The following is a 26812-nucleotide window of genomic DNA, read 5'->3' as shown; positions in this document are numbered from 1 at the left end:
CTTCCATGAAACTGTCTTACCACACCCTTTCCCTCGCCCTTGCCTTGGCCTTGCCGGGCGTTGCCGCCGCGCAGAACGCACCGACCGAGCCGGCTCCGACCCGACTCGATGACATCACCGTCACCGCCACCCGTACCCCGGTCTCGATCGAGAACAGCGTGGTGCCGGTGCAGGTGATCGACCGCGTGCAGATCGACCGCAGCCAGGCCAGCTCGCTGCTGGAACTGCTGCGCGGCCGCGCCGGCCTGGATTTCGCCAACCAGGGCGGCGCCGGCAAGATCACCTCGCTGTTCCTACGTGGCAGCAACTCCAACCAGGTGCTGGTGCTGGTGGACGGCGTGCGCATCGGTTCGGCCACCAACGGCATGCCGACCCTGCAGGACCTGCCGGTCGACCAGATCGAGCGCGTGGAGATCGTGCGCGGCCCGCGTTCGAGCCTGTACGGCTCTGAAGCCATTGGCGGCGTGATCCAGATCTTCACCCGCGCCGCCGGCCAGGGCCTGCAGCAGAATCTGGCGCTCACCGCCGGCAGCCACAACCTGCGCCAGGCCAGTGCCGGCTTCAGCAACCGCGGCGAACGCGGCTGGATCTCCGCCCAGGGCGGCTACCAGAGCACCGACGGCATCAACGCCTGCCGCGGCACCGCCGCCGGCTGGGGCGCGGGCTGCTATGCCGATGAGCCGGACCGTGACGGCTACCGCAACACCTCGATCAACGTGCGCGGCGGTTATGCGCTGAGCGAGGCATTGAGCCTGGAAGGCCACATGCTGAACTCGGACAGCTTCAACGAGTACGACGGCAGCATCTTCGGCGGCAACGAAGCCGACAACCGCCAGCAGGTCTACGGCGGCAAGCTGGCATGGGCGCCCTCGGACAGCTTCCGCCTGAGCGCGCAGCTCGGCCGCAGCAACGACCAGGCCGACAGCTACTTCGCGGCCGGCGGCGCGCGCACCCTGGCCAGCGTGTTCAACACCCGTCGCGACACCGCCGCCGTGCAAGGCGACATCAAGTTCGGCGAAGGCCAGCAGATCAGCGCCGGCGCCGATTGGCAGCAGGACCGGATCGAAAGCACCACCGCGTTCGATGTGGATAACCGCGACAACACCGGCGTGTTCGTCGAATACCAGGGCGGCTTCGGCGCGCACTCGCTGCAGGCCAGCGTGCGCAACGACGACAACGAGCAGTTCGGCAACCACACCACCGGCAGCCTGGGTTACGGCTTTGCCTTCGGTCATGGTTTCCGCCTGACCGCCAGCGCCGGCACCGGCTTCAAGGCACCGACCTTCAACGACCTGTACTACCCGGGCTTCAGCAACCCGGACCTGAAGCCGGAAGAATCCAAGAGCCTGAACCTGGGTCTCGCCCAGTACGCCGACACCTGGAACTGGACCTTCAACGCCTACGAAACCCGCATCGACCAGCTGATCGGCTATGACAGCAGCTTCGCGCTGGTCAACGTCGCCGAAGCCCGCATCCGCGGCGCCGAGCTGACCGGCTACCTGTCGCTGGCCGGTTTCGACCTCAACGCCCAGGCCAGCTTCACCGACCCGCGCGACCACACCGCCGGCGCGGCCACCTACGACAACCTGCTGGCCCGTCGCGCGCGCACCAGCGGCCGCCTGGACGTGGACAAGAGCTTCGGCCCGCTGCGTCTGGGCGTGACCGCGGCCGGCAGCGGCCACCGCTTCGACAACGCCGCCAACAGCGTGCGTCTGGCCGGCTACGGCACCGTCGATGTCCGAGTGGAATACGCAATCAACGCAGAGTGGAGCCTGCAGGCCAAGGCCGCCAACGTGTTCGACCGCGACTATGAAACCGTGGCCTGGTACAACCAGCCGGGTCGCGAGTACCAGCTGACCCTGCGCTACAACAGCAAGAACTGAGGCGGAGCACTCCGCTGATACGACGATGCCCCGGTGTTCGCACCGGGGCATTTTTGTTGCGGCGACTGCCCCGAAAACCCGGCGCCGCGAATCAGCCGCTCAGACGAGGGGCAACAGCTCGCGCAGATCGTCGATCACCGCCAGCGCGCCGGCCGCATCCAGGTCCAGATCACGCGGGTAGCCGTAGCGCACCAGCACCACCGGCATGTGCGCGTGGTTGGCCGCGCCCAGATCGGTGGCCGAATCGCCCACCATCAGGCACGCACCGGGCGGCTGCCCCAGCAGCGCGGCGGCGTGCAACAGCGGCTCGGCCGCAGGCTTGCGCTGCGGCAGGCTGTCGCCGCCGACGATATGGGTGAAGAACTCCGCGATCCCCAGATGCGCCAGCAGCGGCGGCACCAGCGCCACCGGCTTGTTGGTGCAGATCGCCATCGGCAGGGCGCGTGCGCGCAGCGCCTGCAGCGTTTCCGGCACGCCGGCATACAGGCGCGGGCTACGCAGCAGGCAGGCGTGGTAGTGGCGCATGAAGGCCGGCATCACCGTTTCCAGCGGGCGGTCGCTGCCGGCATGCTTCAGTGCGGTGGCCACCAGATTGCGCACGCCTTCGCCGATCCAGCTGCGCACCCGTGCCTCAGGCACGCGCGCCAGCGCCAGCTCCTCCAGACAGCGGTTGACCGCCTCGGCGATATCGCCGGCGCTGTCCACCAGGGTTCCGTCCAGATCGAAAATCACCGCTGACGTGGCCACGTTGTCGACACTCCTCACGCAGAAAACCGTCGATTGTAGCCCTGCCCCGGAAGCGGACCCGACGCGCTCACTCCGGCGATGACCCGCGAAACAGATCGCCCTGCAGCAGCACCTCGGCACGATCACGGAAGCCGGACAGGCCCACCCCCACCAGCCGGTAGCGCGTGTCCGGCGGCAGCTGCACCCGCTGGCACAGCGCCAGGGCGATATCGCGCAGCTCCTCCACCGAGCCGGGCGGAGAGTCCGGGGTGAAGCTGCGAGTAAGAATGCGGAACTGCGCGGTCTTGAGCTTGAGCACCACCGTATGGGCGATCCGCTCGGTGCGTCCGGTGGCGCGCCAGGTGCGCTCGGCCAGCTGGGTGATCAGCTCGTCGAACTGGCCCAGCGGCAGATCCTCGGCAAACGTGTCCTCCGAGGAGATGGACTGCACCGGCTGGTCCGGTTCCACCGGGCGCTCATCGATCCCACGCGCGCGCTTGTACAGGCGGGCGCCGAAACTGCCGAACAGCGCCTGCAGCTGCTCCAGTGGCAGTCCGCGCAGATCACCGACGGTGGCGATCCCCAGCGCCGCCAGCCGGCCTTCCATCACCTTGCCCACGCCCGGCACGCGGTTGACCGGCAACGGCGTCAGGAACTGCTCCACCCTGGACGGCGGCACCACGAACTGGCCATCGGGCTTGCGCCAGTCCGAGGCGATCTTGGCCAGGAACTTGTTCGGGGCGATGCCGGCCGAGGCGGTCAGCGCGGTCGTCTCGCGGATCTGCGCGCGGATCAGGCGGGCGATGTCGGTAGCGATGCCGCCGCAGCTGGGCGAGGCGGTCACATCCAGATAGGCCTCGTCCAGCGACAGCGGTTCCACCAGCGGCGTGTGCTGCAGGAAGATCGCGCGGATCTGCCGCGACACCGCCTTGTAGCGGGCGAAGTCCGGCGGCACGAACACCGCGTCCGGGCACAGCCGTTCGGCGCGCAACGCCGGCATCGCCGAGCGCACCCCGAAGGTGCGCGCCTCGTAGGAGGCCGCACAGACCACCGACCGGGGCCCCTTCCACGCCACCACCACCGGCCGCCCGCGCAATCCGGGGTCATCGCGCTGCTCCACCGACGCATAGAAGGCGTCCATGTCCACATGGATGATCTTGCGAAGCTGGGCCACGACAACAGTCCGGAACGGTCGCCAACATGATAGCTGCTGTCGCTAAATGCACACTTGTCCTCACAATTGTGCATTTTAAAACGACTCGCAACAGCCCTCGAACGGCTGCTAACTGCGCCGAACATACGCAACCGTCCAGTTAAAACATTTGATTGAACGCTGCTGCTGCCGCATGCTCGGCGACTCGCTCCTGGCTTTGGATTACCCCGGATGACCCGTCTGCATACGTTCTCGCGTGACCAGCTGCTGGCCAGCGCGCGCGGCGAACTCTTCGGCCCCAACAAGGGCCGCCTGCCCAACGACCCGATGCTGATGTTCGACCGCATCACCGACATCCGCGAGGACGGTGGCGCCCATGGCAAGGGCCTGATCCGCGCCGAGCTGGATATCCGCCCGGACCTGTGGTTCTTCGGCTGCCATTTCCTCGGCGACCCGGTGATGCCCGGCTGCCTGGGTCTGGACGCCATGTGGCAGCTGACCGGCTTCTTCCTGACCTGGCTGGGCGCCGAAGGCCGCGGCCGTGCGCTGGGCTGTGGCGAGGTCAAATTCACCGGCCAGGTGCTGCCCAGCGCCAAGCTGGTGCAGTACGAAATCGATGTCTCCCGCGTGATCAACCGCAAACTGGTGATGGCCCAGACCGATGCCCGCATGCTGGTGGACGGGCGCGAGATCTACACCGCCAAGGACCTGAAGGTCGGCCTGTTCACCTCGACGGAGAGCTTCTGATGCGTCGCGTCGTCATTACCGGCATGGGCATCACCTCCTGCCTGGGCAACGATCTGGACACCGTCTCCAGCGCCCTGCGCGAAGGCCGCCCCGGCATCGTCGCCCTGCCCGACCACGCCGAAGCCGGGCTGCGCAGCCAGGTGGGCGGCAAGGTCGACATCGACCTGACCGCGCAGGTGGACCGCAAGCTCAAGCGCTTCATGAGCGATGCGGCCGCCTACAGCTACCTGGCCATGCGCGATGCCATCGCCGATGCCTGCCTGGACGAGGCGACGGTCAGCAACGTGCGTACCGGCGTGATCGCCGGCTCCGGTGGCGGCTCCAGCGAATGGCAGGTGGAAGCGGCCGATCTGCTGCGCAACCGCGGCGTGCGCAAAGTCGGCCCGTACATGGTGCCGCGCACGATGTGCTCGACCGTGTCGGCCAACCTGGCCACCGCGTTCAGCATCAAGGGCCTGAGCTATTCGCTATCGGCCGCCTGCGCCACCTCGGCCCATTGCATTGGCGCGGCGGCGGACCTGATCCGCCACGGCGCCCAGGACGTGATGTTTGCCGGTGGCGGCGAGGACCTGCACTGGTCGATGAGCGTGATGTTCGACGCCATGGGCGCGCTGTCCACCGGTTTCAACGAAACCCCGGCCACCGCCTCGCGTCCGTATGACGCCAACCGCGACGGCTTCGTCATCGCCGGTGGCGGCGGCATGCTGGTGCTGGAAGACTATGACCACGCCATCGCCCGTGGCGCGAAGATCTACGCCGAGCTGGTCGGTTACGGCGTGACCTCCGACGGCGCCGACATGGTCGCGCCGTCCGGTGAAGGCGCGGTGCGCTGCATGAAGATGGCGATGGCAGGCCTGGACCGTCCGATCGACTATCTGAACACCCATGGCACCTCCACCCCGCTGGGCGATGTGACCGAGCTGGGTGCGGTGCGCGAGGTGTTCGGCGAGTCGGTACCGCCCCTGTCCTCGACCAAGGCGCTGTCGGGCCACTCGCTGGGCGCGGCCAGCGTGCACGAGGCGATCTACTGCCTGCTGATGATGCGCGACGGCTTCATGGCCGGCTCGGCCAACATCGAAACCCTGGACGAGCGCGTGGAAGGTTTCCCGATCCTGCGCCAGACCCGGGACGCGACGCTGGATACGGTGATGTCCAACAGTTTCGGCTTCGGCGGTACCAACGCCACGCTGATCTTCGGCCGGGTGTGAAGCCGCTGCGGTATTGATGCCAAAAAAACAGCCGCGAAAGCGGCTGTTTTTTTACGTGGTTGCGGAGAAATGAAATCCCGTCGGCGGGTTGCACACTGCACTGACCGGTGCCGCCGGCGCTCAACCACCGGGGCGCGCGGTCTCGATCACCACTCCCAGCTCCTTGCCGGCCTCGGCCAACCGGACCCGTTTGCCGTCACTGCGCGCGATCAGGTAATCGGCCGCGACCCAGCCGCTCTTGCCGCCCGCCCGCACGTTGCACCACTGCAGGTCATCCAGGCAGCGCTGCACCTCCACCGTCGTGCCCACCGGCAGCACCGCCAGCCGCTCGGCACGCGCGTCCGGCGCGCTGCGCAGGTTCAGGCCGTTGCTGACCTGGGCGGCCGGTTCGTTGATGCGTGGCTGGAACCAGAGCACGACACCAATGATGGCGGCACATGCAGCGATGCGGGTAACAAGCCGGGGCATGGCGTCGATACGGAAGAAGTCCGGTGGCACAGCTTGCCGCGCAACGCCGCCGCTGACCAGCCGGTTGCGGCGCGCGGACCGGCCGCGCGCAGGGTGGGATTCAGGCAGCCATGCCGTTGTGCCGCAGCAGCGCATCGATGCTCGGTGCACGGCCCCGGAACGCCTGGAAGTTCTCCGCGGCACTGCGACTGCCGCCGCGCGCCAGCACCTCGGCGCGGAACCGGGCACCGGTATCGGCCAGTTGCCCCGGCGCCTCCTCGAAAGCGGCGTAGGCGTCGGCGCTGAGCACCTCGGCCCATTTGTAGCTGTAGTAACCGGCCGCATAGCCGCCGGCGAAAATGTGGCTGAACTGGTGCGGGAAGCGGTTCCAGGCCGGCGGGAAGTTCACCGCCACCGCCTGACGCACCCGTTCGAGCAGCTGCAGCACGCTGTCATCGGCCGGATCGAAGCCGCTGTGCAGCTGCATGTCGAACAGCGCAAACTCCAGCTGGCGCACGGTGAACATGCCGCTCTGGTAGTTCCGCGCCGCCAGCATCTTCTCGAACAGCGCCCGCGGCAGCGGCTGGCCGCTGTCCACATGCGCGCTCATCGCCTGCACGTGCTCCCACTCCCAGCAGAAGTTCTCCATGAACTGGCTGGGCAGTTCCACCGCATCCCACTCCACGCCATTGATGCCGGCCACGCCCAGCTCTCCCACCTGGGTCAGCAACTGGTGCAGGCCATGCCCCATCTCGTGGAACAGCGTGGTCACTTCGTTGTGGCTCAGGGTCGCCGGCTTGCCCGCAGCGCCACGGCCGAAATTGCATACCAGATACACCAGCGGCGTCTGCACGCCGGCGGCGGTGTGGCGACGGTTGCGGCAATCGTCCATCCACGCCCCGCCGCGCTTGCCCTCGCGCGCATACAGATCCAGATAGAACTGGCCGACCAACGTGCCATCGGCATCCACCAGCCGGTAGAAACGCACATCCTCATGCCACACCGGCGCGGTGTCGGGCTGCACCGTCAGCCCGTACAGGCGCTGGATGACATCGAACAGGCCGGCCAGCACCGCCGGTTCGGTGAAGTACTGCTTCACCTCCTGCTCGGAGTAGCTGTAGCGGGCCTGCTTGAGTTTCTCCGAGACGTAGCTCAGGTCCCAGGCCTCCAGCGCGGCCAGGCCCAACTCGTCCCGGGCGAAGGCGTCCAGTTCGGCGCGGTCGCGCTGCGCATAGGGCTTGGCACGATCGGCCAGATCCTGCAGGAACGTCTGCACCTGCGCCGGGCTCTCGGCCATCTTGGTGGCCACCGAATAGGCCGCGTAGCTGTCAAACCCCAGCAGCGCCGCCAGCTCGGTGCGCAGGACGAGGATGCGGTCGATGTGGCCGCTGTTGTCCAGCGCCGGATCGCCCAGTTCGGAGGCGCGCACCGCGTTGGCGCGGTACAGCTGCTCGCGCAGCGCGCGGTTGTCGGCATAGGCCTGCACCGGCAGGTAGCACGGCATCTGCAAGCTCAGTTTGAAGCCGGATCTGCCCTCCTTCTGCGCCGCCGCGCGGCAGGCGGCGACCACCTCGGCCGGCAACCCGGCCAGCTCGTTTTCGTCTTCCACGTACAGCGCGAAGGCGTCGGTGGCATCGAGCACGTTCTGCGAAAACTTCGCCGACAACGCCGAGAGTTCTTCCTGGATTGCACTGAAACGCGCCTTGCCGGCCTCGTCCAGTTCCGCCCCGCCCAGGCGGAAATCACGCAAGGCGTTGTCCAGCACCTTGCGCCGCGCAGCGTCGTAGCCGGCGGCCTCCGGGGTGGCCGCCAGCGCCTTGTATTGCGCGAACAGCGCCAGGTTCTGGCCCAGCGCGCTGCCGAAACGGGTGACCTTGGGCAGGTTGGCGTTGTAGGCCTCGCGCAGCGCCGGGGTATTCACCACCGCCTGCAGATGGCTGACCTGGCCCCAGGCGCGGTACAGGCGCTCGGTGGCATCGTCCAGCGGCACCACGAACGCCTCCCAGCTCAGCGGCGAAACGGTTTCCGCCGCCTTCACCGCTGCTTCGGCCTGGGCCAGCAGTGCATCGATGGCCGGGCCGACGTGCTCCGGACGGATTTCATCGAAACGCGGCAGGCCGGAAAAATCGAGTAGCGGGTTGGTCATCGGGAGCTCCGTCAATACATGCCCGGCCACTGCCGGGATCACCTGTTATATGGCGACGGTTCCAGCCACGCACAAGGCAATGGCGGCAAGGGCTGCCCGGCCACCGCCGCGGCGATCAGCGCATCGGCCTGCTGCACCTCGATGCCCTGCGCCCGGTACCAGTCCGGGTTGTAGTAGCTGTGGGCGTAGCGCTCGCCCGAGTCGCACAGGATGGTGACGATCGACCCCTCGCGGCCGGCCGCACGCATCTGCTGGGCCGCATACAGCACGCCGATGAAGTTGGTACCGGTGGAACCGCCGACACGGCGCCCCAGCGTCGCGCTGACATGGCGCATGGCCGCCAGGCTCAGCGCATCGGGCACCTTCACCATCGCATCGACGCAGGTCGGGATGAAGCTCGACTCCACCCGCGGCCGGCCGATGCCCTCCACCCGCGAGCCGCCCGCACAGGTCAGTTCACGCCATGGCTTGCCTTCCAGCGCGGCGCAATAGCCGTCGTAGAAGATCGACACTTCCGGGTCCGCGCACAGGATCCGCGTGTCATGTCGGCGATAGCTGACATAACGCCCCAGGGTCGCGGCGGTGCCGCCGGTGCCGGGGCTGCAGACGATCCACTCGGGCACCGGATGCGGCTCCTCGGCCATCTGCTTGAAGATCGACTCGGCGATGTTGTTGTTGGCACGCCAGTCGGTGGCCCGCTCGGCGTAGGTGAACTGGTCCATGAAGTGGCCACCGGTCTCACGCGCCAACCGCTCGGATTCGCAATTCAGGTCGCAGGCACGCTGCACCAGATGGCAACGGCCGCCGTGGAATTCGATCGCGGCGATTTTTTCCGGCGAGGTGCTGGCCGGCATCACCGCGATGAATGGCAGCCCCAGCAGACGCGCGAAGTACGCTTCGGACACGGCGGTGGAACCGCTGGACGCCTCGATCACAGGACAACCCTCGCGCAACCAGCCATTGGCCAGCGCGTACAGGAACAGCGAGCGCGCCAGACGGTGCTTCAGGCTGCCGGTGGGGTGGCTGGATTCATCCTTCAGATAGACCTCGATCCCGGGAAAACCGGGCAGGTCCATCGGAATCAGGTGGGTATCGGCCGAACGGTTGTAGTCGGCTTCAATCTTGCGGATGGCCGCTGCCACCCAATGACGCTGGGACATGGATCGCCACTTCAATGAAAGCTGAAGCCGATTCTACTTCGCCCCCACTCTTCGCGCCGGGAGCTGCGGGCCGCCAACGCCGAGTGCTATGGTTACGCCCTTGTTTCAAGCGCCGGTTCCCGTGCTCCGCATCCTGCTGCCCCTGCTGCTTTGCCTTTCCCTGATCGCCAGCGCGACCGGGTCGGTATGGGCTGCGACGGCGATGGCGATGCCGGCCACGACGATGGCCATGGATGCAGACCACGCCTGCTGTCACGATGAAGGCGGCATGCACGCGGACACCACGGCGCCGCAACCGATGGAACTGTGCGGCGATGGCAAGCACTGCGACTGCATGCAGCACTGCAACATGCTGCCGACGCAGGCCCTGCCGCCTCTCAGTGGTGTTCCGCAAACCGCGCAGCCATCAGCATCCACACAGGCGCGCGACGACGCGGCCCCTGCCCAGCTCAACCGCCCGCCCATCGCCTGACCCCGGCGCCTTGGCGCCCCAGCGGACACCTGCGTCATGGCAACGCCGTGACGTCTTTCTTGATCTGTTCAGGCCATGCGGCCGCGCGTTGATGCGTGGCGGTGTGAGCGGGAGTTGCCTATGTCCTCCGATTTTCTTTCCGATCCGCGCCCGGCCTTGTCGCGGCGCCGCTTCGTGCAGGGCCTTGCCCTGGGCGGTGTGGTCGCCGGCGCCGGGCTGGGTCGCATCCCCGATGCGTTCGCCGGCGCACCAGCGTCCATGGCCGTGCCCCCCGTGGAGCTGCGCGGCACCCGGTTGAGCCTGGCCATCGGCCGTTCGGCGGTGAACTTCACCGGCCGCAGCCGTGGCGCGATCACCGTCAACGGTTCGCTGCCGGCGCCGATCCTGCGCCTGCGCGAAGGCGACACCGTCGACATCCGCGTGGCCAACACGCTCACCGACGATGTGACCTCCATCCACTGGCACGGCATCCTGCTGCCGGCCAACATGGACGGCGTGCCCGGGCTGAGCTTCAACGGCATCGCACCCGGTGAGGCCTTCCAATACCGCTTCCAGCTCAGGCAGTCCGGCACCTACTGGTACCACAGCCATTCGCTGTTCCAGGAACAGGCCGGGCTATATGGCGCGTTGATCGTCGATCCGCTGGCGCCGCCGCCATATCACTACGACCGCGAGCATGTGGTGCTGCTGTCGGACTGGACCGATATGGATCCGGCCGCGCTGCACCGGCGCATGAAGAAAATGGCCATGCACGACAACACCTACCAGCGCACGGTCGGTGATTTCCTGCGTGACGCCCGCCGCGACGGCCTGCGGGACACCCTGGCCGACCGCGGCATGTGGGGGCGGATGCGGATGACACCCTCGGACATCTCCGACATCAACGCCCACACCTACACCTACCTGATGAACGGCACCGCGCCGGCCGGCAACTGGACCGGGTTGTTCCGCAGCGGCGAGAAGGTGCTGCTGCGCTTCATCAACGGCTCGGCGATGACCTATTTCGACGTGCGTATTCCCGGGCTGAAAATGACCGTGGTCGCCGCCGATGGCCAGTACATCCATCCGGTGAGCGTGGACGAGTTCCGGATCGCGGTGGCCGAGACGTTCGATGTGATCGTCGAGCCCAGCGGGCAGGATGCGTTCACGATTTTTGCCCAGGACATGGGCCGCACCGGCTATGCCTGCGGCACGCTGGCCGCGCGGCCGGGTCTGCAGGCACCGATCCCCGCGATTGACCCACGGCCGCTGCTGACCATGAGCGATATGGGCCATGACATGGGCGATCACGGCGGACACGCCGGCATGGAGGGTGGCTGCGGCGCCAACATGGGCATGAAGGGCATGGAAGGCGGCTGCGGTGCGGCGATGATGGGCCACGGCGGTCACGGTGCGGATGACAAAGCGCCGAAGCACAAGCCCAGCGAGGCCGGCAATCCGCTGGTGGACATGCAGACCTCGGCCAGCGAACCGAAGCTGGACGATCCGGGCATCGGCCTGCGCGACAACGGCCGCAGCGTGCTGACCTACGGCGCGATGCATTCGCTGTTCACCGATCCCGATGGGCGCGAACCGGGCCGCGAGATCGAGCTGCACCTTACCGGACACATGGAGAAATTCGCCTGGAACTTCGACGGCATCCCGTTCGGTGGCGCCGAACCGATCCGCCTGAAGTACGGCGAGCGTATGCGCATCGTGCTGGTCAACGACACGATGATGACGCACCCGATCCACCTGCACGGCGTATGGAGCGACCTGGAAAACGCCGAGGGCCAGTTCCAGCTGCGCAAGCACACCATCGACATGCCGCCGGGCACCCGCCGCAGCTACCGCGTCCGCGCCGACGCACTGGGCCGCTGGGCCTTCCACTGCCACCTGCTGTACCACATGGAAGCGGGCATGATGCGAGAAGTGAGGATCGAGGCATGAAGACACTTCCCCACTCCCTGCTGTTCCTCGCCCTGGCCACCAGCGGTGGCGCGTTCGCCCAGGATCCGCATGCCGGGCAGGGCAAACCGCAGGCCAAGGCCAGCGCGCACGATGCGCACGCCGGGCATGCGATGCCGCCTGCGGCAAAGAACGATCCGCACGCCGGGCACGCGATGCCGCCGAAAGCCGCCAGCGATACCCCGCGTGAACCGGTCCCGGCGCTGACGCCGGACGATTTCACCGCGGCGTTTCCGGTAATGAAGCCGCACGCGATGGAACACGCCCCGGCCTTCAACAGCCTGGTGGTATTCGACCAGCTGGAAGCCTGGGACAACGCCCATGGCGGGGGCCAGGCGTGGGGCATCGATGCCTGGTTTGGAGGTGACATCAACCGGCTGTGGCTGCGCAGCGAAGGTCACCGCAGTGACAACGCGCTGGGCGACTGGTCGGTCGATGCGCTGTACGGCCGGGCGATCTCGCCGTGGTGGGATGCGGTGGCCGGCGTTCGCCATGACAACCACCGGCACGCAGCGGACCTGACCCGCGCCGGTTTCGGCTTCCAGGGCATGGCGCCGTACAAGTTCGAAATGTCGGCGATGGCCTATCTGGGCGGCAGCCGCAAAGCCGAGCTGGTGGTTGAAGCCGAGTACGACGTGCTGCTGACCAACCGGCTGATCCTGCAACCGGTGCTCGAGGCCAGCCTGGTCGCCGATGACGATCCGCGCCGGGCTGTCGGCAAGGGCCTGAGCAGCGTGGAGGCGGGCCTACGCCTGCGTTACGAGTTCAGCCGCCGCTTCGCCCCGTATGTGGGGTTCGTCCACGAACGCGTCTTCGGCAACACCGCCGACCTGCATCGCGATGCTGGCGAAGACGTCAGCGAATCGCGCTGGGTCGCCGGCGTGCGCTTCTGGTTCTGAGGATCAGGGACGGGCATGCCTCCGCTGCCCGTCCCGCGCCACTGCCGGCAGCTACCTCGGCATGTTCCCTACCGTCTCCCGCATCACCTCCGCACAGCGCGTGATGCCCTCCAGGAAGCAGATTCCATGATCATCCGTTCAACAGCGTTTCCCCTGGCCGTACTGATCGGCAGCTTGCTGCTGGTCAGTGCCTGCAACGCCGCCCCGCCGGCGGCTTCCGGCACCGCCTCTCCCCCTGCCGGGACAGCCACAGCGGCGCCGGCAGAGAACCGCCTGCCACTGGTGAAAGTCCACAAGGATCCGAACTGCGGCTGCTGTGGCGGCTGGGCCGAACACATGCAGGCGGCCGGCTTTCCGGTGGAAATCCACGACAGCGGCGACATGCTCGCGGTGAAACAGCGCCTCGGCATCGGCGAAGGCATGTACTCCTGCCATACCTCCGAGATCGATGGTTACGTGGTGGAAGGCCACGTGCCCGCCGATGCGATCCGCAAGCTGCTGGCCGAACGTCCGCAGGCGCGCGGCCTGGTACTGCCCGGCATGCCGATCGGCTCGCCGGGCATGGAATCCCCGGACGGCTACCGCCAGCCGTTCACCGTCGGCCTGCTGCAGATGGACGGCAGCGTCCGTGCGTTCTCGCAGCATCCTTGATGCCATTCCGGACGACGGCGGTTACGGCCGCCGTCATCCGGCGACCGGGAAGCGCACGTAAAATACAGGCCTGCGCCCTGTGCATTCCCCCTCAAGGAGCTTCCATGAGCCTCTCCTCCCTGCGCGAGCAGCCCGGCGTCGCTGCCGCCACGGCGGCTGAAACCCGCGGTTTCGTCTTCAATCACACCATGCTGCGGGTCAAGGACATCACCGCTTCGCTGGACTTCTATACCCGCGTGCTGGGGTTTTCGCTGATCGACCAGCGCGACTTTCCCGAGGCCGCGTTCAGTCTGTACTTCCTGGCCTATGTGCCGGCCGGCACCGCCATCCCCGAAGACGATGCCCAGCGCCGCCTGTGGATGGCCGGCATTCCCGGCGTGCTGGAACTGACCCACAACCACGGCACCGAGCAGCAGGACGGTCCGGTGTACCACGACGGCAACAGCGATCCGCGCGGCTTCGGCCATCTCTGCGTGTCGGTGCCGGAGCTGGAGGCGGCCTGTGCCCGCTTCGAGGCGCTGGGCGTACCGTTCCAGAAGCGCCTGAGCGATGGCCGGATGAAGAGCCTGGCCTTCATCAAGGACCCGGACGGCTACTGGGTGGAGATCATCTCCAATACCGTGCGCGCCTGAGCGGGTTGACGATGGAAAAAGAAAACGCCGGCAATGCCGGCGTTTTCTTTGTTGTCTGCCAATCAGGCAATCACTTGCCGAAGGTGCCGGCCTTGACCATCACCATCTGCTTGGGATCGATGTAGGTGCGGATGGCGGTGTTGATCTGCTCGCGGGTGACCGATTCGATCATCGACGGATAGTTGTCCAGCCACTCCAGGCCGACGCCACGTTCAACCGTGCCCAGGATCGCCGAGGCCATGCCATCGGTGTTGCCCAGGCCCACCTGGTAGCTGCCCACCATCGCCTGCTTGCGGCCGGCCAGTTCCTCGGCGGTGATGCCGTCCTTCCACCAGTGCAGCAGTTCACGGCGGGTGCTGGCGATACCCTTGTCCAGCAGTTCCGGGGCGAAGGTGGTGCTGATGGCGAAGCCACCGTCCATGTAGTCACTGCCCAGCAGATTGCCACCGATGCCATAGGTCAGGCCTTCCTTGGCACGCACCGCCGCCATCAGCCGGCCGGTGAAGCCCGAGCCGAGCACGTCCACACCCACCATCAGCGGCACATAGTCCGCGTCGGTCTGGCGCAGGCCGGTGCTCTGGCCGAAGAACACGCTGGTGCTGGACTTGTCCTTCATCGCGATGCTGTGCTCGAAGGTCTTGGGCTTGATCCGCGCCGGTGCGGTGCGCAGGTAATCCACCCCACCGCTCCAGCCCCCGAAACCGTGCGTCACCGCCTGCTCGATCGCCTTGGCATCCACATCACCGGTGAATACCAGGGTCATGTGCTCCGGGCCGTAGTACTTGCTGTGGAACGCCTTGATCTGCTCCAGCGTCACCGCCGGCACCGCCTTGAGCATGTCCTCGCGCGGCACCGGGGCGTTGTAGCTGCCGCGCGGGAAGATGCTCAGCATCAGCGTCTCGCGCGCCATCGTGCCCGGGTTCTCGCTGGCCTGGCGCAATGCCGCCTCCAGCTGCACCTTGGCCTTGGCCAGCTCCTCGGCGGTGAATGCCGGCTCGCGCAGCTGTTCGGCCAACGCATCGACCACGGTCGGCATGTCGCGCTTGAGGCTTTTGCCGTAGACCGAGATGCGGGCCGGACCCGGGCTGATCGACAGCGAGGCGCCGATGCTGTCCAGGGCATCGGCAATGGCGAACTTGTCACGCTTGAGGGTGCCGGCCTGCAGCAGCATCGCCGTCAGGGTCGGCACCGCCGGGTTGTCGGACTTGGAGGCGATGAAGGCATCCCCCAGCGGCATGGCGCCGGTGATGGTGACCACGTCCTTGACGTCCATCGGATAGATGATCAGATCCACCCCCGCGGCTTCGGCACGCACGGCCGTGTCGGCGACACCGGCCTGCGCCAGCAGCGGGCTCAGGCAGAAGCTGGCGGCCAGCACCAGCGGAAACATCAGATTGCGCTTTGCGTTCTTCACTTGCTGCTCTCCGGCACGAACCAGCCGACCGTGCTCTGGTCTGCGTTGAAATATTTGCCTGCCACGCGCTTGAGATCATCCGAGGTGACCTTTTCCAGCTCGTCCAGGAAGGTGGCGTACTTGGTCCAGTCACCCAGTGCGATGTACTCGTTGAGCGAGTCGGCGGCCTGGTCGGTGCCGTCACGGCGGAACGCCACATCGGCACGGTACGGGCCCAGCACGCGCTTGATCTCCTCGATAGCGGCACCTTCGCGGGCGACCTTGCCGATCTCGTCGTTGATGATCTTCTCCACCTCGGCGTGCTCGACGCCCGGCGCCAGCACCGCGCTGAGCATGAACAGGCTCGGATCACGCTGCTGGTACATGCCGCCGGAAACACCGACCGCCTTGGAGGTATCGACCAGGGCGCGCGACAGGCGGCTGCCACGTCCGCCCTGCAGCACCAGCTCCAGCACGGTCAGCGCCGGGATGTCCGCATCCAGCCCGGCCGGGCCCTTGAACGCCATCATCACCGTGCCCGCCTCGCCGGCACGTCGCAGGATCACGCGGCGCTCGCCCTGCTGGGCCGGCTCGGTGGTGTACACCTCCGGAATGGCATGCGGCGAACGCGGCACCTTGCCGAACTCCTTGCCGATGGTGGCCAGCAGCTTGGCCGGCTCGACATCGCCCACCACGGTCACGGTGGCGTTGTTGGGCCAGTAATAGGTGTCGTAGAACTCGCGCAGCTTGTCGATGGAGACGTTCTCGATATCGCTGCGCCAGCCGATCACCGGATGATGGTACGGCTGGGCCTGGAACGCGGTGCTCCAGATCAGCTTCATCAGCGCGCCGTTGGGGTTGTTCTCGTTGCGCTCGTACTCGTTGCGCACCACCGTCATTTCGCTCTGGCGGTCCTTCTCGCGCAGCAGCAGGCCGCGCATGCGGTCGGCTTCAATGGCGATATAGCCGTCCAGCGCCGAGGGCGGCAGGGTGGCGTAGTAGTTGGTGCGGTCCATCGAGGTGGTGGCGTTGAAGCCGGCACCGACGCGGTCCAGGTAGGTGTCCACACTGTTGCCCTTGCTGGCGTCGTAGTGGGTGCTGCCCATGAACATCAGGTGCTCGAGCAGGTGGGTGCCACCGGTGGAGCCGGTGACCTCGTTGCGTGACCCCACCCGGTAGGTGATCTGGAAGGTGACCACCGGCGCGGCATGGCTGGGCAGTACCAGCACGCTCAGGCCGTTGCTGTCCAGGCGGTATTCGTCGATGCCGTCCATCGACTTGATATGGGTGAAACCGTCAACCTTGACCGGTGCGGCCCAGGCAGCCGGAGCTGCCATAAGACCGAACGCAAGGCCGACGCACAGCAGGCGTGGCGAAATCATTCGTTGCTTTCTCTTCGAGGTGCGCACCAGGCGCGTGGATATTCCAGACATGACCGTTCAGTCCTGCCTGCGGGGGGAGGGGGTTTCAAACGCGGCCAGCACGATGTCCGGCGTCAGCACTTCGGGCATTTCCTGCGGCGCACTGCCGTCGGCGCGGTAGACCAGGTTGAACGGCACCGCGCTGCGGCCCCATTTCTCCAGTTCCGCGGTGATCAGCGGATCGGCATTGGTCCAGTCCGCCTTCAGCGTGGCGATGTTGTGGTCGCGGAAATAGCTGCGGACCCGTTCCGAACTGAACACGACCTTCTTGTTGACCTGGCAGGTGGCGCACCAGCGTGCGGTGAAGTCGATATAGACACCGCGGCCTTCGCGCTGCAGTTCCTGCACGCGCTGGCTGCTCCAGGCTTCCCACTGCACCTGGTCCGGTGCCTGTGCCCGCGGCCAGCCCAGCACTACTGCCAGCACCAGCGCCAGCACGGCGGCGCCCATGCCGATACCGGCACGCGTTCCCTTAACGCCCGGACGGGTGGCCCGCCCGTACAGCCACAGTGCGAACGCGGCCAGGGTGAGCGCGCCGATCACGTTGAACAGCGCCGCTTCCTGCAGCTGTCCGGCCAGCACCCACACCAGGTAGCCGACGGTGGCATACAGCGGGAACGCCATCAGCTGCTTGAACGTCACCATCCAGACGCCCGGACGGGGCAGCAGATCCACCAGCTTCGGGAACACCGACAGCAGCAGATACGGCAGCGACAGACCCAGCGCGATCACGGTGAACACCACGAACGCCTGCGCGGTCGGCAACGCCAGCGCCGCGCCCAGTGCCGGCGCCAGGAAGGGCGCGCTGCACGGCGTGGCCACCAGCGTGGCCAGCATGCCGGAGAAGAAGCTGCCGCCGATACCGCTGCGCGTCTGCAGCCCCGACCCGATGCTGGTCGCCCGCACTCCCACTTCAAACACACCGCTCAGGTTCAACGCGAACGCCAGCATCACCAGGGTCAGGCCGAACACGAACGGTGCCGACTGCAGCTGGAAGCCCCAGCCCAGTTGCTGGCCGCCCTCGCGCAGCATGGCCAGCACGCCGGCCAGCGCCCAGAACGAGAGCAGCACGCCGGCGGTGAACATCAGCGCGTGCAGCGTGACCTTGCGACGGTCATTGCCGGCCTGCTCGATGAAACCCACCACCTTCAGGCCCAGGACCGGGAACACGCACGGCATCAGGTTCAGGATCAGGCCGCCGAGCAGCGCGAACAGCAGCACCGTCATCGACAGGGCCACCGGCCCGCTATCGGCCCTGGCCGGTTCGCCACTGTTGCCCAGATCGTCCAGGCTGATCAGTGCCGCAGCCTCGGCCTCGCTGGAAAACGGCACATCGACCTGGACCCCGCGGTAGACGCCCTGCGTATCGGTATACGCCAGCACCCCGCGCAGACGCGCGTCATCGGCCATCTGCTCGGCCGGATCCAGCGGCAGTTTCAGCAGCGCGCGCGCGCCGCGGTTGCCGATCGTCTGCGGGATCTTGTAGGAGACGAAGCTGTCGGCCGGGAAGAAATGCAGCTCGGCGATATCGGCCGGCGCACGCACCCGCAATGCCAGGTTGTCGGGCGCGCGGGTGGCCGCCAGCTGCCAGCCGTCACTGCTTGCCGGCATCGGCTGCGCCGCCAGCGCCGCCTGCACCTGCGTATCGGCCTGTGCCGTATCGGCACTGACCGGCAGCCGCAGCGACACTTGCGCCTTGCCCGGAATGCACACCGTCTCGCACATCAGCCAGCGGGCCGTCGCCTTCAGCTCGACCTCGCTGCCCGGCCGCAGCCCCGCTGGCGCGGTCAGCTGCATCGGCAGATGCAGCAGTCCCTCGTAGCCGTGCCCGGTGATGTTGCCCTCGCGGTCGCGTACCAGCACCGGCGTCGGCCAATGGATCGCCCCGGTGTGCCAGCCCTCCGGCAGCTCCCACTGCACGCGCGTGGGCAGTCCGGTACCGGCGTTCTTCCAGAAGCTGTGCCAGTGCTCACGGTGTTCCATGCGCAGCGCCACGGTCAGCGGCTGACCGGGCTGGATCGATTGTTCCACCGCGACCAGCGAAGCCTGCACCTGGGCACTGGCAACGGCGGGCAGCAGGCCTGCCAGCAGCAGGCCCAGCAGTATGCGCAACAGCAACTCAGAGCCCCTGCGCATTTTCAGTCTTCTTGATCTGCGCACGCACTGCGCGCTCCACATCCCACTCGCGCATGCCGACGCCGACGATCGTGCCGTCGGAAGCGATGAGGTAGTTCTGCGGCAACTGGGTGACGCCATAGGTCTGTGCGGCAGATGCTTCAAAGCCCGGTGCCTGCAGGTTGATCCACGGCAGATCGGTGGTGCCGCCCTCCTCGTGCATGGCCTTGACCCAGTCCTTCTTCTCTTCATCCAGCGATACGGCGTAGATCTCGAAGCCGTGGGGATGGAACTCGCGGTAGACCTTGAGCAGATGCGGGAACTCGCCACGGCACGGACCGCACCACGACGCCCAGAAATCCAGCAGCACCAGTTTGTTCCTGGCCAGCACTTCGGACAGCTTGACCTGCTTGCCATCGACATCCACCGCGGTGATGTCGGCGTAGGGCTTGCCGGGACCGAACTTCTCGGCCAGCTGCATCGACTTCCGGTGTTCCTCGGCCGCGTGCCGCATCTGCGCAATCACCGGGTGCGGCCCCAGGGTCTTGGCGTACTGGGCCAGCATCTGCTCGCGACGCGCCTGGTCGTAGCGCTTCCAGTCGTAGTTCTCCGACAGCACCAGCAGCTTGAGCATGTCCGGCGCATCACTCTCCAGCAGCGCCCGGTCGTAGTCGTTCTTCACCTGGTGCAGGTGGGTGAAGGCGGGCACCGTGGATGCGCGCGCCCGCTTCATCGCCTCTTCGTCCGTCTCATCGACATTGGCGAAGGCGGTGCGGTTGGCCTCGCGGTTGGCCTTGTAGGCGGCCACATAGTCCGGACGCTGCAGATAGCCGTAGACGCGCTCGGTATAGGTCCCGCCTTTGGCCACCGGGCCGAGTTCACCGGCTTCGATACGCAGCTCACCGGCTTCCAGGACCAGTTTGGCGGTGCCCTGCTTGCCCAGCTGCAGCAGCGCCGGTACCGGCTGCTCGACCGTGCCGCTGAGGACGAAGCTGCCGCCCTGCGCGGTGGTCTTGGCCACCGGCGTGATATCCAGCGGGTCGCTCACCTGCGAAGGCACCAGCAACGCTATTTCCTCACCGTCCTTCAATCCGTCCAGCGTGCCGCGGATGCTGTAGGCCTGCTTGGCATCGGCGGCCGCCGGGACAGGTGCGGGGGCTTCGCCCTGGCTGCAACCGGCCAGCCCCAGGGCCAGTAGAACCGCGCCAGCAAGAACGCCGGCACGCAATGAAGTAGAGAACAGGTTCATCAGTAATCCTTGAAATCAGATACGGCACACCGGATGACCGGTGACGATGGCCGCGGGAAGGCAAACAGGGCCCGCGCCGCCAGGACGCGGGCCCGGGGAGACTCAGAACTCTTTCTTGATATCGAAATACAACACGCGGCCGCGGATGTTCACCCGGTTGGAGACAAAGCCGTTGATGTTGTCGACGAACGGATAGGCGCGATCGAACATGTTCTGAACGCCCAGCCGCGCCGTCACCCCGCCCAGCCAGCCCTCGCGCTGCAGCTTGCGGTAGCCGACCTGCGCATCGAAGGTGGTGTAGGAGGCGGAGCGCGTGCGCGGATTCTCGTTCGGGGTGAAATCGTTGTAGTCGTTGGCGGTGGCCGACAACGGATACAGCACGCGGTGCGCGGCCGAATAGTGCGCGCCCAGCGAGGCGAACCAGGAGTTGTCTTCCCAGCCGACGAACAGGTCGCCGGCCCACTTGCTCGGACCCAGCTCGCTGTCCGAATAGGTCAGTGTCGGCAATGACGGCAACGAACGCGCACTGAGCTCCAGCGTACGCACCGCGTTGAACTCCACGCGCCAGTCACCCCAGTCGTTGCCGAAGTAGTAGCTGGCGGCGGTGTCGATGCTGCGCGAACGACGACCCAGGAAGTTGACGGCGCGGTTGTCCCACAGCAGCACCCCGTTCTCCCCCGTCGTGAACATGCCCTCGGGCATGTTTTCCAGGTTGCTGAACACCTGGCTCAGGGTCAGGCCCGACAGCGGATCGCCGATGTAGTTGTCGAACTTGGTCTGGTTGTAGGTCGCCGACAGCTGCAGACCACTGGCAAAGTCCGGCGTCCAGTCGAAACCGTAGGTGCTGGTGGTTGCCACCTGCGGTTTGAGATTGACATTGGGACCGGTCAGCGCCACCACCTGGCTGACGCCCTCGGGCAGCGGCACGCCGCCGAACATCAGGCGGCCGGTGTAATCGGCCAGGGTCAACTGGCCGAACTGCTGCTGCGCCTGCGGCACCAGGAACGATTCGCCCCAGGTCGCACGCACCCGCAGCTGCTCCAGCGGCTTCCAGGACAGGCGTGCCAGCGGGCTGGTGCGGCTGAAACCGCGCGACACATGGGTGCCGGTGCCGGTCAGGTCGTCTCCACCGTTGTTGACGGTGCCGGTCATCGCATCGATATCGAAGCCGCCGAGCTGGCCAAGACCATAGGAGCTGTCACGCAGCGCGTTCTTTCCGTTCTGCTGGAAGCGTTCGTGGCGCGCGGCCACGGTCAGGCTGAGCAGCTTGGCAAACGGCTGGTCCTTAAGCAGCGGAATGCCGATCTCGGTGAACAGCGCCTTCGAAGTGCCGTCGCTTTCCACAAGCAGGCGCTCGCCCAGGTTGCTCTCGTGGGCAAATTTCTGCTCGCGGTACTGTGCACCGAACGCCGCCTCGATCTTGCCGGCCGGCAACGAAAAAAGCTCGCCGCGGGTCAGCGCATCGACCACGTTGGAGCGCGACTGGAAGTTGTAGGCATAGCGCTCGACCAGGCTCTCCAGCAGCTTGCGGTTCTGCGCGACAACCGCCTCATCCCGCCCGTCGCCAAACACGTTCAGGCCCTGCAGGACTGCCTGGGTGCGTTCGTAGCCGTCCATGCCCATCGAGCCGGTCAGGTCGGCAAGCGCATCGGTACGGCCCTTCTCGCGGCCAGCGCTGAACGTCAGCTCATAGTCCCAGCCCTTGGCGAACGGCAACTTGCCGTCGATGCCGACATGGGCATCGATATTGGTCTGCTTCTGGTCCTCGCTCAGACGCATGTCCGAGAACTCGCGCGCGAACGAATACCCGACCAGCACATCGCGGCCAAAACTGTTGTACGGATTGGCTTCGGGCACGTAGACGTTGTAGCCGTGCTCGAACAGGTTGAAATCGAACAGCGTCGGCGACCAGGACTCCTTGTTCAACTGGCGCACATAGCTCATCCCATAGCTCAGGCGCAGGTCTTCGTTGATTCTGTGCTCGCCGCTGAAGCGGGCATGGGTGTTGTCGACCTTGGCGCCGATGCGACCCCGCTCGTAGGTGGTCGGTGCCGTGGCCGGGTCGTAGGGCAGCAGGCTGTCCGGATCCAGCGCGGTCCCGTTCTGGCCACCGGGAATCACCCCGATCACCTCGCCCATGAAGTGGTAGCCGATGCCATAGTCTTCCGACTCGTACACCACCCCAGGCTGGCCCTTGTTGCGCGTACGCCCGTTGACGCCACCGAGATCGGTCAGGTCACCGCGCCCTCCCGGACCAACGTGGATCAGCTGATTGACGTCGGCCGGCGAAGTGCGCTCACGGCCGATGGCCGCGGTGAGGTGGCCGCTCTTGAAACCGAAGGTATGGGCAAGGTCCAGACGCGATACATCGGCACCGTTGCTGGAGTTCTCGTGGCGCAGCTGCGCGGTGGTGCCGTCGTAGGACTGCTTGAGCACGATGTTGATCACCCCGGCCACCGCATCGGAGCCGTAGATGGCGCTGGCGCCGTCACTGAGCACTTCGATGCGCTCGATCTGCGAGACCGGGATGGAGGAGATGTCGGTATAGGCCCCCTGCCCCTGTGCCGAGGCGGCACGGCGCCGGCCGTCGACCAGGATCAGCGTGGAGCGGCTGCCCAGGCCACGCAGGTTGGCACCGGAGGAGCCCAGCAGGGACTGGCCATCGCCATACGTGCTGCCGTATTCGAGCTCGCCCAGCGCGCGCGAACTGCCGGTGCGGTTGGAGAAGTTCTGCGGCAGGTTGCGCAACACATCCTCAATGGAGGCGTAGCCGCGGCTTTCGATCAGCTGCGAGTCGATCACGATCAACGGCGAGGCCGGATCGATGTTCTTCAGATAGGTGCCGGTGACGTTGATGGTTTCCAGCGTTTCGGCACCCGCGCGATCAGCGGTGGCAACCCCCTCGCCTGCCGCCCTGCGCGGGCGCACGGTGACGGTATTGTCGTTGATGAAGCGGTGGTCCAGGCCGGTGGGCGCAAGCAGCTGTTCCAGTGCCTGGGCCGGTGTATAGCGCCCGACCACCGCCGCGGAACGTTCGTTGCTGGCGGTGGCGCCGGTACCGTAGACGATCTGCAGGCCGGTCTGCTGGGCAAAGGCTTCCAGCGCCGAGGACAGCGGCTGCGCCGGGATATCGAGCTCGCGCGAGGCAGCTTCAACGGCCACCGGCGCGGCTACCTGTTCCTGTGCGAATGCAGCGGTACCGGTACCGGCCAGCAATGCGACCGCGACCGCCTGGACCAGAACACTTTTACGAAAGCTATTGCGAGAACACATAGATAGATCGCCCCGAGTGAACCATCGACTGGATGTCGAGCCACCGGCTCCGCGCCATGCGAAACCAGCCTCTTGTTACATCCGTGTGTCCAACGGGGCGAAAAGGGTACTCGCCGGCAAAAATATTTTCGAAAAAATCCGGACCCCTGCTGTACCGCGGCTTACTGGCGGCTTGTGCCCTCGGCAAGCGGCGTCACCACGCTGCGATTGGGCTCGCGACTGACCCGCAGCGCCGAGCAGCACTCCAGGAATTGCAGGAACGATTCGGCATCATCGGCGTTGAACACGCCGCTGTAGCGTTGCTGGCGTGCCTGCTCGTCCTCGACCACGATCTGACGCGGGTTGTAGCGGTTGAACTCGGCGACGATGTCGGCCAGCGTGTCGTTGCGGAAATTCAACCGGCGCAGGCTGCCCGGTGCTGCGCTGGGCACTTCCAGCGGCATCCGCAGCAACGCCTGCTGCCCCTGGGGAATACGGGCCTGCTCACCGGCGGCCAACGCCGCCGGGCGACCCAGCGACTCCAGTGCGACACTGTCCTTGTCGATGATCGTGGCCGGCGGCTCGTCCAACAGCGACTGCAGCCAGCCGGTCTTGCTGGCGGTCACTTTGACCTTGCCCTCGGTGACCGCCACCCGCGTTCCGGAGGGCAGGCGGTTGACCGTGAATCGGGTGCCCACGGCCTGCACCGTGTTGTTGCCGGCATGTACCCGGAACGGGCGCGCGGTGTCGTGCGCGACGTCAAAGGTAGCCTCGCCTTCGCGCAGCTCGATATCGCGTACGCCTTCGGAGAACTGCACCGCGATGTGCGAGGCCGGTGCCAGCAGCACCGTGGAACCATCAGCCAGTACCAGGGTGCGCTGCTCGCCGATGGCGCTGGCATATTCCTGGGCCGGCGCGGCCGGGGCGGCCAGTCGCCACCCGATACCCGCAGCCGCACACAGCACAACACTGGCGGCCAGGGCCATCCCCCAGCGTCGGCGGCGAGGGTGACGCGAGGGCGGCAGGGGCGACGACACCGGCGTGGTGGCCAGTGCCGGCTGTTCGGCACGCAGCGGCACCACGTTGTCCATGGCCTGCGCCTGGGCAACGACCTGGTCCAGATCGAACGCTTCCAGTGCGCCACTGGCCGCCAGCTCGCGCTCGACCAGCTCGGCCATCAGCAGCTCTTCCAGGTGCAGCGGCGAGGCCGCCACCCAGCGGGAGAAGTCCGCACGCTCGGCAGCCGTGGGGCCGCCGCGCATGACCTGCAGCCACTCGGCCGCCTCGCGTGCGGCGCGCTCCCGGGTCTGCTCTGGCGATGTGCGGTAGATATTCATAATGTCACTCGATGCCGGCACGGGGCACGGACCACGTCCTGTTCAACGTTCCAGACTGGCGCGTACATGCGCCAGCGCTTCCACACTGTATTTCTTCACGGTGTGCACGCTCAGCCCCAGCCGCGCGGCGATCTCCGCATGGCACAGCCCTTCGCGGCGCTCCAGCAGCAGTACCGCCAGCCGGTTGGCCGGCAACTGGGCCAGCGCATCACCCACCTGGCGCTCGAAAAAGCCGCCCCCTTCCACGAACTGCGGCGATTCGGGGTTCTCGGTCAGCGATTCGACCACGGTCGAGTCGAATACCATCCGCCCTTGCCGCTGGCGCATGTTGAACTCGCTGGCCACATGCCCGGCGATGCCGTAGATGTACGCCAGCGGGTTGCGCACGGTTTCGATGTTCTGCACCCGCAGCAGCCGCAGATAGACCTCCTGCACCAGATCACCCAGATCCTGTGCGTCATAGACCCGCCGGCGCAGGAAGCGCTGCAGCTCGGCGCTGTAGCTCTCCACCACCTTGGCGGCAAACGCCCGCGCGGCCGGGTCCTGCTCGGCCGACACCATCAGCTGCCCCCACCCGTCACGGCAGCCGCCGGGCCATCGGCCCGGGTTGGCAGTGGGGACGCGGATACTATTGGCGACGGCATCGATACTCTCCACACAACGGGCGCAGGGGCCGCTGATATCCAGTGCCCCCCAGCAGGCGATAAGGGTACTCGCTTCCGCGCTCCATTTACTCCGGGTTCATTCCCGCGCCGTCGGGCCACGGCAGGCGCGGGGGCAGGCGTTCCTGCTCCAGCAGCAGCGGCGTGCGCTGCAGCCCGGCCGCCACCTCGGGCCAGCCCGCACGGTGCGCCCACTCGCACATCGTGGCCAGCACCGCCGGCGCGGGGCATTGGCCAGCAGCCCTGCACTCCGCCGGCAACGTGTCCGGTGCCATCAGCCAGGGCCGCAGCCGGCGTCCGCCGTCCGAGGCCACCTCCGCCAGTCTGGCTGCAATGCGGAAGCCGCCCCGGTCGATATCGCCCCAGTGATACACCGCCGCGTCATCCGGCAATCCGGCCAGCAGGCGGACATAGGCCTGCCGCCAGGCCGGCGACGGCATCCCGCCGGTGTACAACAGCAGCACCGGCGCCTGGCCGCGCGCGCTGGCCGCTTCGTGGAAGCTGGCCAGGTTCTCGATGCTCAGCAGCGCACGGGCACCGGTGGTGATACCGCCTATGGCATCCACCGGAAATCCCAGCCAGCGCTGCGGCAGTACATGGCCACTGCCATCGTCCAGCGTGATCACCCCCGGCCCGGCCAGCAGCAATGGCTGCGGCTCCTTGCGCAAACCCAACGCCGCCCAGATCTCCCCGTTCTCCAGACCGCTGGGCAACAGCTCACCGGTGACCAGCAGATCCAGCCACGGCGTCAGCGCCTCCAGCCGCTTGCTGTCGCCAAACAGGCGGGTGCTGGCCTTGCGCAGGATCTGGTCGCTGCGCGCAGCGGCCAGCAGGGTGTCCACCGCCTGCGCGGCCGCAGCCAGATCAACGGCCGCATCCGGACCCTTCCCACGCACCTTGCCGCCGCCGCGCCACGCCGCCAGGACCCGGGCGAGTACCGGCGCCGAGGCCTGCCAAGGGGCCAGCAACGCCTCGGCCCGCACCACCCGTTCGTGCAGCAGCTCACCCCCGAGGTCATGCGCCAGCGCAGCGGCATCGCGCACGCCCAGCCGCAACAGGCGCTCGCCGTCGTCGCGGTGGCGATCACGTTCGACTGTGATCGCGCCGCACCGCTCGGCCAACGCGATGCGGCCGTGGAACGCGTCGAAATCAGCCATCCCGCGCAGCGCGCGGTACTCGGCAGCATCGCGCTTGCCGGTCATCGACAAGCTGGCCGGCTGCGGGTCACCGGCCAGCGCGGCCGCCTCGGCGCGCCGCAGCAGACGTTCCAGGACGCGCCGGGCCGGCGTGTCCTGTCCGCCGCCCGGCATCT

21 protein-coding genes are annotated in these 26812 nt (G+C 66.9%); 8 read left to right on the top strand and 13 right to left on the bottom strand.

Going from position 1 to position 26812, the window contains the following annotated elements; translation table 11 throughout:
- The first annotated feature begins 5 nt into the window (after positions 1-5).
- Positions 6-1883, top strand: a complete 1878-nt coding sequence (gene btuB / locus ARC78_RS11660; protein WP_199398914.1) for a TonB-dependent vitamin B12 receptor — start codon at positions 6-8, stop codon at positions 1881-1883.
- A 99-nt stretch (positions 1884-1982) separates the two neighbouring features.
- Here btuB and gph read toward each other — a convergent pair whose 3' ends face one another.
- Both gph and dinB read right to left on the bottom strand, forming a co-directional pair.
- A complete protein-coding gene (gene gph, locus ARC78_RS11655; RefSeq protein ID WP_241772733.1) occupies positions 1983-2648 on the bottom strand; it encodes a phosphoglycolate phosphatase in 666 nt (221 codons plus the stop codon).
- A 49-nt stretch (positions 2649-2697) separates the two neighbouring features.
- Positions 2698-3783, bottom strand: a complete 1086-nt coding sequence (dinB, locus tag ARC78_RS11650) for a DNA polymerase IV (RefSeq protein WP_054659697.1) — start codon at positions 3781-3783, stop codon at positions 2698-2700.
- A 210-nt stretch (positions 3784-3993) separates the two neighbouring features.
- Here dinB and fabA point away from each other — a divergent pair, with 210 nt between their 5' ends.
- On the top strand, positions 3994-4509 hold the full coding sequence (gene fabA / locus ARC78_RS11645) for a 3-hydroxyacyl-[acyl-carrier-protein] dehydratase FabA (protein WP_054659699.1): 516 nt from the start codon (positions 3994-3996) through the stop codon (positions 4507-4509).
- A complete protein-coding gene (gene fabB, locus ARC78_RS11640; RefSeq protein ID WP_054659701.1) occupies positions 4509-5717 on the top strand; it encodes a beta-ketoacyl-ACP synthase I in 1209 nt (402 codons plus the stop codon). The genes fabA and fabB overlap by 1 nt, the downstream gene beginning before the upstream one ends.
- Before the next feature lie 120 nt (positions 5718-5837).
- Here the strand turns inward: fabB and ARC78_RS11635 are convergent, their stop codons facing one another.
- The 3 genes from ARC78_RS11635 to ARC78_RS11625 form a co-directional block, all read right to left on the bottom strand.
- A complete protein-coding gene (locus tag ARC78_RS11635) occupies positions 5838-6185 on the bottom strand; it encodes an SH3 domain-containing protein (RefSeq protein WP_083468512.1) in 348 nt (115 codons plus the stop codon).
- Positions 6186-6285: 100 nt separating this feature from the next.
- Positions 6286-8310: a M3 family metallopeptidase gene (locus ARC78_RS11630; protein ID WP_057506361.1), complete on the bottom strand. Its 2025-nt coding sequence runs from the start codon at positions 8308-8310 to the stop codon at positions 6286-6288.
- A gap of 38 nt (positions 8311-8348) precedes the next feature.
- Positions 8349-9470 (bottom strand): PLP-dependent cysteine synthase family protein, encoded by a 1122-nt coding sequence (locus ARC78_RS11625; protein WP_054659935.1) that lies wholly within the window; start codon positions 9468-9470, stop codon positions 8349-8351.
- Between the two features lie 100 nt (positions 9471-9570).
- Here ARC78_RS11625 and ARC78_RS11620 point away from each other — a divergent pair, with 100 nt between their 5' ends.
- From ARC78_RS11620 to gloA, 5 genes are all read left to right on the top strand, one after another.
- Positions 9571-9942 (top strand): CopL family metal-binding regulatory protein, encoded by a 372-nt coding sequence (locus ARC78_RS11620; protein WP_158499987.1) that lies wholly within the window; start codon positions 9571-9573, stop codon positions 9940-9942.
- 120 nt (positions 9943-10062) lie between these two features.
- Positions 10063-11871, top strand: a complete 1809-nt coding sequence (locus tag ARC78_RS11615) for a copper resistance system multicopper oxidase (RefSeq protein ID WP_057506359.1) — start codon at positions 10063-10065, stop codon at positions 11869-11871.
- The gene (locus tag ARC78_RS11610) at positions 11868-12788 is read left to right on the top strand and encodes a copper resistance protein B (protein ID WP_057506358.1); all 921 of its coding nucleotides are present in this window, start codon (positions 11868-11870) and stop codon (positions 12786-12788) included. The genes ARC78_RS11615 and ARC78_RS11610 overlap by 4 nt, the downstream gene beginning before the upstream one ends.
- A gap of 126 nt (positions 12789-12914) precedes the next feature.
- On the top strand, positions 12915-13439 hold the full coding sequence (locus ARC78_RS11605; protein ID WP_172675066.1) for a DUF411 domain-containing protein: 525 nt from the start codon (positions 12915-12917) through the stop codon (positions 13437-13439).
- A 104-nt stretch (positions 13440-13543) separates the two neighbouring features.
- On the top strand, positions 13544-14071 hold the full coding sequence (gloA, locus tag ARC78_RS11600; protein ID WP_054658751.1) for a lactoylglutathione lyase: 528 nt from the start codon (positions 13544-13546) through the stop codon (positions 14069-14071).
- A 70-nt stretch (positions 14072-14141) separates the two neighbouring features.
- Here the strand turns inward: gloA and ARC78_RS11595 are convergent, their stop codons facing one another.
- From ARC78_RS11595 to ARC78_RS11560, 8 genes are all read right to left on the bottom strand, one after another.
- Positions 14142-15485, bottom strand: a complete 1344-nt coding sequence (locus ARC78_RS11595; protein ID WP_057506357.1) for a M16 family metallopeptidase — start codon at positions 15483-15485, stop codon at positions 14142-14144.
- Positions 15482-16846: a M16 family metallopeptidase gene (locus ARC78_RS11590; RefSeq protein WP_083468454.1), complete on the bottom strand. Its 1365-nt coding sequence runs from the start codon at positions 16844-16846 to the stop codon at positions 15482-15484. The genes ARC78_RS11595 and ARC78_RS11590 overlap by 4 nt, the downstream gene beginning before the upstream one ends.
- Before the next feature lie 57 nt (positions 16847-16903).
- Entirely contained in the window at positions 16904-19021 is a 2118-nt protein-coding gene (locus ARC78_RS11585; protein WP_057506356.1) for a protein-disulfide reductase DsbD family protein, read from the bottom strand.
- Positions 19005-20249: a TlpA disulfide reductase family protein gene (locus ARC78_RS11580; protein ID WP_054659323.1), complete on the bottom strand. Its 1245-nt coding sequence runs from the start codon at positions 20247-20249 to the stop codon at positions 19005-19007. The genes ARC78_RS11585 and ARC78_RS11580 overlap by 17 nt, the downstream gene beginning before the upstream one ends.
- Before the next feature lie 102 nt (positions 20250-20351).
- Positions 20352-23522, bottom strand: coding sequence for a TonB-dependent receptor (locus ARC78_RS11575; RefSeq protein ID WP_083468490.1), 3171 nt, complete (start codon positions 23520-23522; stop codon positions 20352-20354).
- A 161-nt stretch (positions 23523-23683) separates the two neighbouring features.
- Complete coding sequence (locus ARC78_RS11570; RefSeq protein ID WP_057506355.1) at positions 23684-24838, bottom strand: FecR family protein; 1155 nt, start codon at positions 24836-24838, stop codon at positions 23684-23686.
- A 42-nt stretch (positions 24839-24880) separates the two neighbouring features.
- Positions 24881-25399, bottom strand: coding sequence for an RNA polymerase sigma factor (locus ARC78_RS11565; RefSeq protein WP_054661009.1), 519 nt, complete (start codon positions 25397-25399; stop codon positions 24881-24883).
- Between the two features lie 169 nt (positions 25400-25568).
- The gene (locus ARC78_RS11560) at positions 25569-26810 is read right to left on the bottom strand and encodes a Wadjet anti-phage system protein JetD domain-containing protein (protein ID WP_241772735.1); all 1242 of its coding nucleotides are present in this window, start codon (positions 26808-26810) and stop codon (positions 25569-25571) included.
- Between the last annotated feature and the right edge of the window lie 2 nt (positions 26811-26812).

This window comes from Stenotrophomonas pictorum JCM 9942 (assembly GCF_001431585.1).
Taxonomy (GTDB): domain Bacteria; phylum Pseudomonadota; class Gammaproteobacteria; order Xanthomonadales; family Xanthomonadaceae; genus Stenotrophomonas; species Stenotrophomonas pictorum.
This window is presented reverse-complemented; position numbering and strand designations above follow the sequence as displayed.

Excerpts from the sequence above, each read along its gene's own strand:
- btuB (WP_199398914.1), top strand. The coding sequence starts at position 6 with ATGAAACTGTCTTACCACACCCTTTCCCTCGCCCTTGCCTTGGCCTTG.
- fabA (WP_054659699.1), top strand. The coding sequence starts at position 3,994 with ATGACCCGTCTGCATACGTTCTCGCGTGACCAGCTGCTGGCCAGCGCG.
- fabB (WP_054659701.1), top strand. The coding sequence starts at position 4,509 with ATGCGTCGCGTCGTCATTACCGGCATGGGCATCACCTCCTGCCTGGGC.
- ARC78_RS11635 (WP_083468512.1), bottom strand. The coding sequence starts at position 6,185 with ATGCCCCGGCTTGTTACCCGCATCGCTGCATGTGCCGCCATCATTGGT.
- ARC78_RS11630 (WP_057506361.1), bottom strand. The coding sequence starts at position 8,310 with ATGACCAACCCGCTACTCGATTTTTCCGGCCTGCCGCGTTTCGATGAA.
- ARC78_RS11625 (WP_054659935.1), bottom strand. The coding sequence starts at position 9,470 with ATGTCCCAGCGTCATTGGGTGGCAGCGGCCATCCGCAAGATTGAAGCC.
- ARC78_RS11615 (WP_057506359.1), top strand. The coding sequence starts at position 10,063 with ATGTCCTCCGATTTTCTTTCCGATCCGCGCCCGGCCTTGTCGCGGCGC.
- ARC78_RS11610 (WP_057506358.1), top strand. The coding sequence starts at position 11,868 with ATGAAGACACTTCCCCACTCCCTGCTGTTCCTCGCCCTGGCCACCAGC.
- ARC78_RS11605 (WP_172675066.1), top strand. The coding sequence starts at position 12,915 with ATGATCATCCGTTCAACAGCGTTTCCCCTGGCCGTACTGATCGGCAGC.
- gloA (WP_054658751.1), top strand. The coding sequence starts at position 13,544 with ATGAGCCTCTCCTCCCTGCGCGAGCAGCCCGGCGTCGCTGCCGCCACG.
- ARC78_RS11590 (WP_083468454.1), bottom strand. The coding sequence starts at position 16,846 with ATGATTTCGCCACGCCTGCTGTGCGTCGGCCTTGCGTTCGGTCTTATG.
- ARC78_RS11585 (WP_057506356.1), bottom strand. The coding sequence starts at position 19,021 with ATGCGCAGGGGCTCTGAGTTGCTGTTGCGCATACTGCTGGGCCTGCTG.
- ARC78_RS11580 (WP_054659323.1), bottom strand. The coding sequence starts at position 20,249 with ATGAACCTGTTCTCTACTTCATTGCGTGCCGGCGTTCTTGCTGGCGCG.
- ARC78_RS11575 (WP_083468490.1), bottom strand. The coding sequence starts at position 23,522 with ATGTGTTCTCGCAATAGCTTTCGTAAAAGTGTTCTGGTCCAGGCGGTC.
- ARC78_RS11570 (WP_057506355.1), bottom strand. The coding sequence starts at position 24,838 with ATGAATATCTACCGCACATCGCCAGAGCAGACCCGGGAGCGCGCCGCA.
- ARC78_RS11565 (WP_054661009.1), bottom strand. The coding sequence starts at position 25,399 with ATGGTGTCGGCCGAGCAGGACCCGGCCGCGCGGGCGTTTGCCGCCAAG.
- ARC78_RS11560 (WP_241772735.1), bottom strand. The coding sequence starts at position 26,810 with ATGCCGGGCGGCGGACAGGACACGCCGGCCCGGCGCGTCCTGGAACGT.